Here is a 12,289-nt window from a genome sequence, read left to right on the forward strand (position 1 = left end):
TAATGAAGGCCAGCCTCTGTGGGCTTGCCATTTCTATGTATCGATCTTTTTGTGAAAATTCTTTTTTATTTTAGCATGTTTTCTGAAAAAGTGACAGGCACCTATACCATTTTGATGAAGTGGTATAGGTACCTGTCACCCAATCCAGCCGGGATGATTAAAGCCCCAATCACGAGTCGATTGGGGCAGCAAATTAATATTAAATCATTTGCAAGATTCGTTTTCCATATTTCGTTCATAAATTGCCCGGGCCCCGCCAATGAGTTTCGGCCTGGTTTTGGCCATGGTGACGTGTGCCGCGCCGACTGATTTTTGGGAGGTCCTGATTGGAACAGCTACATGCTTCAGATGCATGCCGATCAGTGTGTCGCCGATATCAATGCCGGCATCTGCCTTGATAAACTCGACCATGACGGGATCTTTGAAGTGTTCATAGGCATATGTCGCCATCGCGCCGCCGGCCTTGCGGTGAGGAATGACGGCCACTTCATCCAGGTTTTTTGCTTCGGTGACAGCCCGCTCAACGACCAATGCCCTGTTCAAATGTTCGCAGCATTGAAAAGCCAGAGCAGTCCCGGTGTCCTGGCGGAGCTTGTCCAGACGCTCAAAAATCATTTCAGCCACTTGTTCCGTTCCGGCTGTGCCTATTCTTTTCCCGGCGACTTCACTTGTGCTGCAGCCCACTACAAGAAGATGCTTTTCACTTAAAGGAACCTGTTCGCTGAATTCACATATGATTGCATCGAATTCTTTTTTCCATTGATCGATCAAAAAGCTCACCCTTTCGAAAGTTTATTTCGTTTCGTAAGCAGTAATCTTTCCGACACGGTTTTCATGGCGGCCGCCTTCAAAATCTGTTGAAAGCCATACTTTTGCAATTTCACGTGCCAGGCCTGGGCCTATCACTCGTTCACCCATAGCGAGGATGTTGCTGTCATTATGTTCACGGGTTGCTTTTGCACTGAATACATCATGCACAAGTGCACAGCGGATTCCCTTTACTTTGTTGGCAGAGATGCTCATGCCAATTCCAGTTCCGCAGATCAGAATGCCTTTATCGAATTCGCCTTCCGCTACCTTTTCGGCAACAGGCAATGCATAATCCGGATAATCTACCGAAGTTTCGCATTCACAGCCGAAATCTTCATATTCAATGCCCATTTCATCCATCAGGTTTTTTATTTCTTCGCGGAGATTAAGTCCCCCATGGTCTGATGCGATTGCAATTTTCATAATGAAACCCTCCAATTTGAAGCCGTTTTATTTTGACATTATTCTCTTATTTTGACACAAAACCTTGAAAATATAAAGAAAGGGAGCCGCATTTTGGGCTCCCTTATAATTTAAATTTAGTAATGGTGCTATTTAATTTTTCTGCCTGCTCTTTTAGTTCGACGGCGAGCTTTTCCACATTGCCGATTACAGCTGTCTGGTGCTGAGTGGCAGCTGAAACCTCCTGGGCGCCTGCTGATGTTTCTTCAGCAATAGCCGCTACTTCCTGGGATTGAGTGGATGTATGCTGTATGCCTTCCATCTGGTTATCCACCAGCCCCGAAATGGCAGACACTGAAGCAGCCATTTCATTGACCACTTTCGCCATTTCCTCTATCACTTCATTTGTTTTCGTGCCTTTTTTCACTTCATTATTAGCAGTCTCCACCTGATAAGAGATTTGCGTGACAACATTGCGGACCTCTTCCTGAATGTTTTTTATCAGTTCTGAGATGCCTTGGACTGCCTGCGCACTTTCATCTGCAAGTTTCCGCACTTCTTCAGCGACCACGGCAAACCCTTTGCCATGGTCCCCCGCACGGGCTGCTTCAATGGAGGCATTTAAAGCAAGAAGGTTTGTCTGTGCTGCAATGTCACCGACAAGCTGTATAATCTGCTCTACCTTTACGGCATTTTGCTCAAGACGCTTTACTGTCTGAAGTGATTCCTCATTATCCTGGGCCAGTTTTTCTATGCCGGAAATAAGCGAATGGATCACTTTCTTTGATTCCATCAGGTCCTGAACCATTTCACCGGAAACATTTTGTGAAGCTTTTGCTTTATCTTGGACTTCCTGAGCAATGCGCAGGACATCTTCCATAGATTCAGCAGTTGATTGAATAGAAACGGCAGAACTATCTGCTCCCTGGGAAATCTCACTGATGGTTCTGGCAATCGCATCTGCCTGCTCTGCAGCTGCTGAGGACTCGGAAGACATGGCAATGACTTTTTCATTTGTTTCCCGAAAGTTCTCTTCAATCTTTTGAACCATATCTCTTAAATTGAAAAGCATATGGTTGAACGCAATCCCCAATGAACGGATCTCATCATCTGATTTGGAAAGCTCTGCATCCTGGCCGATATCCCCATTGGCGGCCATGAGGGCCGTTTTTTCAAGCTTCTGCAATGGTTTGATAATAAAGCCTGCAGCAAAAAAGGCAAGAACACCTGACCAGAAAATCCCCATTCCTAAGGTTAAAATAGTAAAAACTGCCTCTCCAAATGGTAGCATCTCTTCAATGCTCGGAAATAAAAAGTAAAGAAATATAGCACTTGTCGTGTATGTAATGATGGCCAGCGATGTGATGAATAATACGAGCTTTTTCCTAAGGCCGAATTTATAGCCCTTTTTCTCCCCCATTATGTTGTCCCCCTGATTAATCTTCTCTCTTGACACGATCCAAAATTTGTTCAATCGCTTCTGTCAATTCCTTAAATGTGCTTCTATATATCTCAACCGGCCCCCCATATGGATCAATTATATCTCCCGCAGCTCCGGCAAACTCTTTTAATGTGAAGGTTTTGCCCTCTGCGCCAGGAAACATGGACAGAACCGTATTTTTGTGGCCGGCTGTCATCGTTAAAATATAGGTCGCCCAGTCTATTAAATCTTCATTTATACTGGATGACTGATGCTGAAGCAGAATGCCGTGCTGCTCCAGCACACTTTTCGTATTCGCGGATGCTTCACTGCCGTCTGCCGCATATACGCCAGCCGACTTCACTTCCACACCGGGAATCGATCTGCTTTTTAAAATGGCTTCTGCCATTGGGCTTCTGCATGTATTTCCCGTACAAACAAATAATACATTTGCCATAGAAACTCCCCCTTTTTTATATCGGTTTATAACTATTAAACTTTATCCAAACTTTTCTTACATTATAAGACAATTTTCCTATAACACCTATAGCTCCCGTGCAAAAAAAGAAAAAGGGCAGCTCGCACCCTTTTCATTTTTCACAAAATATTAACATTTAAACACCGGCTGCGTGCCCGACTCGTTACTCGACAAAATTCGGGCGGTGGCTGTCACCCTATTAAAAGCTTTATCCCAAAAGCGAGGAGGATGGCGCCTCCGAGAGCTTCGCTGTAGGAGCCGATCCAGCTTTGGACTTTTCTGCCGGTGAGGAGGCCGGCCCATGTGAGGAGGGCCGCCCCGGCTCCGAAGAATACGAGCACCAGGAATGTTTTAGCTCCGTAGATTCCAAGGCTTAGGCCGACTGAGAAACTATCAAGGCTGACGCTCAGTGCAAAAATCAGCAGCCCTATGCCCACTGGCGTAATTAAGCTGTCTTCATCATCCCTGAAGCTTGACCAAATCATCTGCACACCTAATAAAAGGAGCAGCCCCCCGCCAGCATATCCGGCAATGGCTCCAAATGTATTTGAAAGGAATCTGCCTGCTATCATTCCCAATAAAGGCATCCATACATGGAAAAGTCCAATGGTGATGCCGATTTTAACTATTTGTCTGAGGCGGAGTTTGTACATCCCCATGCCAAGACCTACTGAAAAGGCATCCATTCCCAATGCGAATGCCATTAAAGCCAGTGTTAAAATTTCTCCAATCATTGCAGACATTTTCCCGCCCCCCTTGGACTTGCTAATTCAGCATATGCACGTCCAGGCGGATTTAGAATGCCCTTGCCTTCTTACAAAACAAAAAACCGCTTCAATGACGAAACGGTTTCTTTACTATCTGCTAACGACCCTGTGACCAGCTGCCTTCATCAGGCGGTTCATGATGGCATGCCCCACGCCTTCCCCCGGAAACATCTCACTGAAAATAACATCAGCATCTGTTGTATTGAAATATCTTAATGCTTCATAGAGGGAGCTTGCCACGGTCTCAAGCTTTTCCCGCTGCCCGCACGCATACACATAGTCAGCATGATAGAATTCCCGGTTTTCCACTGTAGTCAGAACGCCGACTGAAAGACCTTCCTGCTTCCTATCCTCAACAAATTGCTGGATATCCTCTCTTGTTCCTTCTACTAAATATAGAGGTGCATCCGGCGCATAGTGACGGTACTTCATACCCGGAGATTTCGGCGCCTGGCTTTCATCCGCTAATGCCGGGTCTACGCTGACCTCTCCCACAACCTCTTCAAGCTGTTCTCTTGTAATGCCGCCCGGCCTTAGGATCACCGGCACTTCAGCCGTACAATCCACAACGGTTGATTCCACACCAACACCAGTCGGACCTCCGTCCACTAATCCGGCAATTCTTCCATTCAGATCTTCCCAGACATGGTCAGCCGTTGTCGGACTTGGCCTTCCGGACCGGTTCGCACTTGGAGCCGCAATGGGCAGACCTGTTTTCTTCAGCAGAGCCAAGGCAACCGGATGATCCGGCATTCTCACAGCCACTGTGGATAAACCTGCTGTGGCATATTCGGAAAGAATGCCCTCCTTATGAGTAAAGATGAGCGTAAGCGGTCCCGGCCAAAATTGTTCCATCAGTGTCTGTGCCTTTTGCGGAATTTCCGTTATAAAAGCGTCCAGCTGAGCTTTATCAGCAATGTGGATAATCAGTGGATTATCACTGGGACGTCCTTTCGCCTCGAATATTTTTTTGACCGCTTCATCATTTTTCGCATTCCCGCCTAATCCATATACGGTTTCTGTTGGAAAAGCGACCACTTCATTATTTTTCAGCAGATCGGCAGCCTGTGAACACTGTGAATAACTATCTTCTTTATCCACACTGTTATCCACCGACCATCTCTTTGTAATCATTGTTATCCACCTTCATAAAAAATGTTTTTTCGCTGTCAAAATTCCTATGTTTTCGACATTTTTTTTGAACATTCCTTTGGAAAGTATAGTAGAAGAAGCTGGATAACTCAAGTCTTATCCACAAATTGTGTATAAATTAGACGGATTTGTGTATAACTTTGGCAAGATACCCACAATTCACATGGATAATTTCAAAAAGAAAGAGTTATCCACAGTCAGGATGTGTTTAACATGCTCTGACTCGAATAATACTTCAGGCAAGTGCCCTGTTTCTTCCTCCTTGAAACCAAGCAGGCTGAAAAAGGCCAGTGAATTTCGTTTATTCGATGCGAGATACAGGGCCTCCATGCCCCGATCCCTGGCCAGCATTAATATTTGCTCAAACAATATAAATAAATCTTTTTCAGTTGCTGTGGATGTCATCACAAGGGATCTCAAGAGACCGACCTTGCCATGGGGTTCAATTCCCAGGGTAGCCTTAATATCCCCGGAATCATTCTCCATAATTAAAAAACATTCAATTGCTTCCTTTATCCCATCCGTACTTAAGTTTGCCGATTCCAGAAAAGATGCCAGATTCTCCACATCTGAAGCATGAGCACATCTCACTACACCTGTTTCCATTTCTTCACCCCATTTTCTTATTGTCAATCTATGAATATGAAAAAATAGAAAAAGTAGAACTAGATTTTCAGGAAAACGGAAGCTCCTTGCCGACACTTCGTGGGGCAGACTGCTTGTGCTGGACAGTTATCGGCATATCATATGAGTTAATAGAAAACACGGCAGCTGTCAGATGCGGCTGCCGTGTTTAAATTACTATCATATACATTTTTTCTGCGGCAGGTTTAGTCGTTCGAGTTGCCGCCTTTTCGGCCGATTTCTTCGTAGAAATCGCGGTCATGATTTTCACTTGTTGCTTCTCCGCCTTTACGTCCAATTTCCTGGTAGAATTCCTTGTCATGATTTTCGGCTGTTGCTTCTCCGCCTTTTTGGCCAATCTCCTGATAGAATTCACTATCATGATTTTCAGCTGTCGCTTCTCCGCCTTTTTTGCCTATTTCCTGGTAGAAGTCCTTGTCATGGTTTTCAGCTGTTGCTTCTCCGCCTTTGGAGCCGATTTCCTGATAGAATTCCTTATCATGGTTGCGGCTTGTTGCTTCTCCGCCCATGCGTCCTCGTTCCTCACGAGACATTTTATCGTTGTTATTGTTGTTGTTTTTAGCCATAATCTTTCATCTCCTTTTTTGTTTGTGTTTTGTTGCTACACTCCTTTAAATATCCGTTTATAGGAGAATCAAACGCATGAAAGGAAGATGTTATCTGCTTGTCTTAATTGTAATTTGATTTCCACTTTTTAAAACAATTCTAAAAAGAGTTGGGATTGGGGTTGGGTTCGGACTCTGCCTGCGCTATTTCTCACTTCTCTGTCTAAAGTTGGCTCGGGTTCCGACTGTGCGAGTGCTTTTTCTCGCTTCTGTGTCTGAAGTTGACTCGAGTTCGGACTCTGCCTGCTCTTTTCCGCTCTTATCTGTCCGAAGTTGGACCAGGTTCTGACTCTACGGGCGCCTTTTCTCGCTTCTGTGTCTGAAGGTGTTCCGGGTTCCGACTCTGAATCTACTTTTCCGCTCCCACTGTCCGAAGTTGACTCCTTGCACAACCATAAATTGCTGAAAAAAAGAAAAACCCCGCTCTGCAGCAGGGCTTAACCAAATATTTTTTCCCATATTTCTACTAAGAAGAATTTTACTTCTACTGGTTCTTCATCTTCCTCCGTGTAAACAGGAGGGGTTTCTTTTTCGGAGTCTGTGTCAGCCGCGATTTCTTCTGCTTGTACTACTCCCTTCTTTTCTCCTTCTTCAAATCCTTCACTTACAGCTACTCCGTTTGAGAAGTCAAGGAAGCATAGAGGAGGGAACAGCACACACCACCAGTTGGCGCCTTTTCCTTCGCCAAGAGTGATAAGGATCGCTTCGTACTCGCCTGCAGGATATAAGAATTGTCCGTATAATTTCGTCGGGAAGCTGACTTTTCCAAAGTCGGCATTTACACTTTGGTTCGACCCTTCTTCAGCTACTACTTGTTCGGCAATCTTCTGAATCTCAGGCAATCTGGACTGAATCAGTTCGCGGGCATCTTCGATTGACGTCAGCTCTGCCACCCACTCTGTGATTTCTGCATTTACTGCGTCCCTTACTTTTCTTTTAACCGCCTGGTCCTCTTCATTATCGCTATTAGCCAGAATGCGCAGCCTGATGGCCTCATTTGGTATTACCATCGGTTCATCAGCTGTCACTTCTGTTTGCGGTATATATAAACTTAAAATGGTTCCTAAGGATAAAATCAATACATATAATTTCACAATCGTTTTTGTGTTCATCATTTCCGGCACCATCCCTTCACTATCCACAGTGTGGACAGGATGGCAGATTCTTAAACTATTAAAATTAATATTTTTCTAGTTTCTATTAATTTTATTAGATTCGACAAAATTCGGGTGGTACCTGTCATCCGATTTCCGCAAAAACCATCCGGTCTTTGCCATTTATGTCGCAGATGGTTTCTATATCGGCATGTGGAAAAGCCTTTTGAAGGAGTGCAGAAACTGCTTCACTTTGGCCGGCTCCTACCTCGAAACCGATGAGGGCACGGTCTTTGATGACAGCTGGCAGCTCTGCCATAAAGCGCTTGTATAGATCCAGTCCCTCTTCCCCTGCAAAAAGGGCACGATGCGGCTCGTGCTTGGTGACTACATCTGACATCCACTCGATATCCCTTTCCGGTATATACGGAGGGTTTGATAGAATGATATCAAATTTCTTTCCTTTTGAGATAAGGGGCTGGAGAAGGTCTCCCTGGAAAAATTCGATTTCTGCGCCATTCTGTTCTGCATTTTTTTGAGCAAGCTCAAGGGTCGGCCCATAAATATCTGTGGCCGTAACATTTAATTCCGGTTTCTCGAGCTTCATCGTAACAGCAATCGCTCCGCTTCCGGTGCCAATGTCCGCCATTTCAAGTCCAGTTACAGTGCCAAACAGCTTGTTTATTTTCTGCAGAGCGTTATAAACCAGTTCTTCTGTTTCCGGCCTTGGAATAAGGACATCTTCATTCACCTGGAAGGTGCGCCCGTAAAATTCCTCAGATCCAATGATATACTGAACAGGCTGGCCCGCTGCGTGTGCCTGCACAGCTCTTTGGAATTCAGCCAGGATCTCCGGATTTAATTCTTCGCGCAGATTAGCCAGAAAGCTTGCCCTGCTCATTTTCATAAAATGCTGCAATAGCAGCTCACCGGCATTCTCATCACGATTTGATGTCTTTAAAAAAGAAGAAGCCCAGTTGAGGGCTTCATATACTTTCATCGTTGAATTACTCATTGGATGCACTATCCAGCTTGGCAGATTGCTCTTCCACGATCAGCGCGTCAATAACCTCATCAAGCTTGCCTTGAAGGATCTGATCAAGCTTTTGGATCGTCAAGCCAATGCGGTGATCGGTTACACGGTTTTGCGGGAAGTTGTACGTACGGATACGCTCAGAGCGGTCTCCGGTACCAACTGCTGATTTACGCTGCTGGTCATATTCCGCCTGTGCTTCCTGCTGGAACTTATCATAAACACGGGCACGAAGAACCTTCATCGCTTTTTCTTTATTCTTGATTTGTGACTTTTCATCCTGGCAGGATACAACTGTCCCTGTCGGCAAGTGAGTAAGACGAACAGCTGACATCGTCGTGTTAACACTCTGTCCGCCCGGCCCGCTTGAAGCAAATGTATCCACACGGATATCTTTTTCATGAATGTCGATTTCCACTTCTTCTGCTTCCGGAAGAACCGCAACCGTTGCCGTTGAAGTATGGATGCGCCCGCCAGATTCAGTCTCCGGTACACGCTGAACACGGTGTGCTCCATTTTCAAATTTAAGCTTGGAATACGCGCCATTTCCGTTAATCATGAAGATGATTTCCTTATAACCGCCAACACCAGTAGAACTGGTTTCAATGACATCGATCTTCCAGCCCTGCGTCTCGGCAAAGCGGCTGTACATGCGGTATAGGTCACCTGCAAATAAGGCAGCTTCATCACCGCCGGCAGCACCGCGGATTTCCATAATAACGTTTTTATCATCATTCGGGTCTTTCGGAATGAGGAGGATTTTCAGACGCGCTTCCAGGTCCTCTTTTCTTTCCTCAAGATCAGCCAGCTCTTCTTTTACCATTTCGCGCATTTCTGCATCCAGCTTCTCTTCAAGCATGGCACGCGCATCCTGATACTGCTCTTTCACTTCTTTATATTCGCGGTATGTGTCAACAGTTTCCTGAATACCGGACTGTTCTTTTGAATATTCGCGAAGCTTTTTCGGATCATTGACAATTTCCGGATCGCTCAAAAGCTCATTTAATCTTTCATAACGGTCCTCGACAGATTGAAGACGATCAAACACAGCCATTCACCTCAATTTTTATCCAATAACCGCGGGGGATTTCCCGACGGAGTATAGTTAAATTTATTTACAGACGTAGCTCCATAACATTCTAATTATAGTATAGCTGAAAGTTACAGTCAAAACGATTCATGCCTTCTTTTGACCGGGGAATTTTCTGAAAAATCATTGCGAGATTTTGCGATATCCGATATATTGGTTTTATGAAAAATAAAAACATTACACCTATCAAACGTTTGTCCCTTAGAGATGAAGTTTACGAAACACTTAAGAAAAATATTATCAAGCTTGATTTTGAACCGGGTTCGCGCCTTCAGGACAAGGAGCTTGCAGAAGACTTTGGGATCAGCCGCACTCCTGTCCGGGAAGCCTTAAAGCGGCTTGAGGATGAAGGGCTCGTTGTATCGACGCCCGGTTCATCAACCCGAGTAACACCTCTAAATGAAGAGGGTGCCAGCCACGCCTTTCCTGTGGCAGCTTCCCTGCATGCTTTAGGTGCAAGGCTTGGCGTTCCCCGCTTAATGCCAAGTGATTTTGAAAGACTTGAAGCTGCCAATAAAAGGCTGGAGGCTGCCATGAAAGAACAGGATATCCTTAGTGCAGTAAAAGCAGATGAAGCCTTCCACGAAGTTTATCTTTCTGCAGCAGATAATCCCGAAATTATCTCTGCATTAAAGAGGATTATGCCTAAAATTCAGCGTCTGGAGATTGCTCAATTTGGATCATTAAATGGGCTGAAATCTGTTGAACAGCACAAGAGGATTATGGAAGCGAGCAGGCAAGGCCAGGAGCAGCTGGCATCCAGACTGGTGGAGGAAAACTGGCTAAGCCTTGGCGGACTTTTAACAGGGAAATGAGGTGAACTCGTATGAAAGCCATTTTATTAGGCGTTTGCTCCGCTTTCTTTTTTGCTTTTACCTTTGTTTTAAACCGGGCAATGGAAATGGATGGCGGGAGTTGGCTATGGAGTGCATCGCTCCGCTATTTTTTCATGATTCCGCTGCTGGGTGCCATTGTGGCATTCAGGGGAAATTTGCGGCCCTTATTTATCGAAATGAAAAAGGCCCCAGGGCCATGGCTGCTATGGAGCTTTGTAGGCTTTGGTTTATTTTACGCACCTTTATGTTTTGCGGCAGCCTATGGACCCGGCTGGCTGATTGCCGGAACCTGGCAGATTACGATTATCTCCGGTTCCCTGCTTGCACCGCTTTTTTTCGTTGCGTTTCAAACCGGAAATGGAACGGTGAAGGTAAGAGGGAAAATTCCTTTTCGCGGAATGATGATGAGCCTGGTTATTCTTCTTGGCGTTGCGGTTATGCAAGTGGAGCACGCATCCTCCATTTCTTGGCGGGATACGCTGCTTGTCATTATTCCTTTGATTATCGCCTCCTTTGCCTACCCGTTAGGCAACCGCAAAATGATGGATGTGTGTGAAAATCGGCTGGATGCCTACCAGCGTGTGCTCGGGATGACGATTGCCAGTCTTCCATTTTGGTTCCTGCTTTCAAGCGCCGCCTTGGCAACAAGCGGAGTGCCCAGTTTCAGCCAGGTCACTCAGTCCGGCTTAGTCGCCCTTTTTTCCGGCGTCTTTGCTACGGTATTGTTCTTTGCCGCAACCGACCTCGTCCGCGGCAATATGCAAAAGCTGGGGGCTGTGGAAGCAACCCAATCTCTCGAGGTCCTTTTCGCAGTTCTCGGTGAAGTGGTGCTGCTGACAAGCCCGCTGCCATCCGGAATTTCTTTAACAGGGATGGCCCTTGTCATTGTTGGCATGGTGCTGCACAGTTATGTGACCTCGAACAAAGCCATTTTAAAAAGAAAAGCCGCGTAAAAAAATGCCCTGGTAAGCAGGGCATTTTACGTGCGGTCTTCCTGAACCTTTACTTCAATATGATAACGGGGAAGAGCCTTGATCAACATTTTGTGCAGTTGAGCTTGAGCATCCATCTTTTCCTGATGGGTCATATTGCCCCGTCGATAAGCTGTCACCCACATATCTTCTCCATTAACCCAGACAGCTCCAGGTCGGAATCCTTCATGAGCAGCAATCACCTTGCGGGCATGGTCGATATCATCCTGATTATCCAGGCGCTTGCCGTCAAAATTGATAAAGTTCGGATTCTGGTCACCGCTCTTCGTCCGGTCCAATGTATCATTGTCCTCCGTGCGATCCAGATTATTATTTATAAATGAAACTCCATCCCGGCTCTCATGGTCATACTCACTTTCAGTTGCCTGATTGTTGGCACACCCAGCCATAAATGTGAGCATCAGAAGGAAAATAATAAGCTTCTTCATTTCTTACACCTCCTTTTTATAGCATGTCCGCTATAAGGAGGGATTGTGCGGTCCAAAATAAGGCAAAGCTGGGGTGACGTTTATGGCAACCTTTTCTCTCCGTCCCTTCCGTTTTTCGGCTTCATGAGCCGCTCATGGCGACCTTTTCTCTCCGTCCCTTCCGTTTTTCGGCTTCATAAGCCGCTCATGGCGACCATTTTTCTGCCTCCCTTCCACTTTTCGGCTTCATGAACCGTTCATGGCGACCATTTTTCTGCTCATCTTCCACTTCTCGGCTTCATGAGCCGCTCATGGCGACCATTTTTCTGCTTCCCTTCCACTTTTCGGCTTCATGAACCGTTCATGGCGACCATTTTTCTGCTCATCTTCCACTTCTCGGCTTCGTGAGCCGCTCATGGCGACCTTTTCTCTGCTTCCCTTCCGCTTTTCGGCTTCATGAACCGTTTATGGAGACCTTTTCTCTGCTTCCCTTTCGTTTTTCGGCTTTGTGAGCCGTTCATGGTGAAATTTTTAATTTCACCTTCCGTCTTCTGCGCA

General features: G+C 45.8%; 14 protein-coding genes. 2 read left to right on the forward strand and 12 right to left on the reverse strand.

Annotated features, from left to right (window positions below; genetic code table 11):
- Positions 1-204: 204 nt before the first annotated feature.
- The 11 genes from NYE23_RS24745 to prfA all read right to left on the reverse strand — a co-directional run bounded on the left by NYE23_RS24745 (position 205) and on the right by prfA (position 9,454).
- Positions 205-771 carry a TIGR01440 family protein gene (locus tag NYE23_RS24745; protein ID WP_445662631.1) on the reverse strand — a complete coding sequence of 189 codons (567 nt, stop codon included), beginning with the start codon at positions 769-771 and terminating at the stop codon, positions 205-207.
- A gap of 21 nt (positions 772-792) precedes the next feature.
- Positions 793-1,233: a ribose 5-phosphate isomerase B gene (rpiB, locus tag NYE23_RS24750; protein WP_341082117.1), complete on the reverse strand. Its 441-nt coding sequence runs from the start codon at positions 1,231-1,233 to the stop codon at positions 793-795.
- Between the two features lie 103 nt (positions 1,234-1,336).
- Entirely contained in the window at positions 1,337-2,632 is a 1,296-nt protein-coding gene (locus tag NYE23_RS24755; protein ID WP_341082118.1) for a methyl-accepting chemotaxis protein, read from the reverse strand.
- A 16-nt stretch (positions 2,633-2,648) separates the two neighbouring features.
- Positions 2,649-3,089, reverse strand: coding sequence for a low molecular weight protein arginine phosphatase (locus NYE23_RS24760; protein ID WP_341082120.1), 441 nt, complete (start codon positions 3,087-3,089; stop codon positions 2,649-2,651).
- Positions 3,090-3,301: 212 nt separating this feature from the next.
- Positions 3,302-3,853 (reverse strand): manganese efflux pump MntP, encoded by a 552-nt coding sequence (locus tag NYE23_RS24765; RefSeq protein WP_341082121.1) that lies wholly within the window; start codon positions 3,851-3,853, stop codon positions 3,302-3,304.
- Between the two features lie 114 nt (positions 3,854-3,967).
- Positions 3,968-5,011: an L-threonylcarbamoyladenylate synthase gene (locus NYE23_RS24770; protein WP_341082122.1), complete on the reverse strand. Its 1,044-nt coding sequence runs from the start codon at positions 5,009-5,011 to the stop codon at positions 3,968-3,970.
- A 177-nt stretch (positions 5,012-5,188) separates the two neighbouring features.
- A complete protein-coding gene (locus tag NYE23_RS24775) occupies positions 5,189-5,635 on the reverse strand; it encodes a GNAT family N-acetyltransferase (RefSeq protein WP_341082123.1) in 447 nt (148 codons plus the stop codon).
- 224 nt (positions 5,636-5,859) lie between these two features.
- On the reverse strand, positions 5,860-6,240 hold the full coding sequence (locus tag NYE23_RS24780) for a KGG domain-containing protein (RefSeq protein WP_035327974.1): 381 nt from the start codon (positions 6,238-6,240) through the stop codon (positions 5,860-5,862).
- 476 nt (positions 6,241-6,716) lie between these two features.
- Positions 6,717-7,391, reverse strand: coding sequence for a stage II sporulation protein R (spoIIR, locus tag NYE23_RS24785; RefSeq protein ID WP_227888715.1), 675 nt, complete (start codon positions 7,389-7,391; stop codon positions 6,717-6,719).
- Positions 7,392-7,518: 127 nt separating this feature from the next.
- Positions 7,519-8,373, reverse strand: a complete 855-nt coding sequence (gene prmC, locus NYE23_RS24790) for a peptide chain release factor N(5)-glutamine methyltransferase (RefSeq protein ID WP_341082162.1) — start codon at positions 8,371-8,373, stop codon at positions 7,519-7,521.
- A 7-nt stretch (positions 8,374-8,380) separates the two neighbouring features.
- Positions 8,381-9,454 (reverse strand): peptide chain release factor 1, encoded by a 1,074-nt coding sequence (gene prfA, locus NYE23_RS24795; RefSeq protein ID WP_341082124.1) that lies wholly within the window; start codon positions 9,452-9,454, stop codon positions 8,381-8,383.
- A gap of 203 nt (positions 9,455-9,657) precedes the next feature.
- Here prfA and NYE23_RS24800 point away from each other — a divergent pair, with 203 nt between their 5' ends.
- A complete protein-coding gene (locus NYE23_RS24800; protein WP_341082126.1) occupies positions 9,658-10,311 on the forward strand; it encodes a GntR family transcriptional regulator in 654 nt (217 codons plus the stop codon).
- 11 nt (positions 10,312-10,322) lie between these two features.
- Positions 10,323-11,285: a DMT family transporter gene (locus NYE23_RS24805; RefSeq protein ID WP_341082127.1), complete on the forward strand. Its 963-nt coding sequence runs from the start codon at positions 10,323-10,325 to the stop codon at positions 11,283-11,285.
- Between the two features lie 26 nt (positions 11,286-11,311).
- Here NYE23_RS24805 and NYE23_RS24810 read toward each other — a convergent pair whose 3' ends face one another.
- On the reverse strand, positions 11,312-11,752 hold the full coding sequence (locus NYE23_RS24810) for a hypothetical protein (protein ID WP_341082128.1): 441 nt from the start codon (positions 11,750-11,752) through the stop codon (positions 11,312-11,314).
- Positions 11,753-12,289: the final 537 nt, after the last annotated feature.

The sequence above is a fragment of the Cytobacillus sp. FSL H8-0458 genome (genome assembly GCF_038002165.1).
Taxonomy (GTDB): domain Bacteria; phylum Bacillota; class Bacilli; order Bacillales; family Cytobacillaceae; genus Cytobacillus.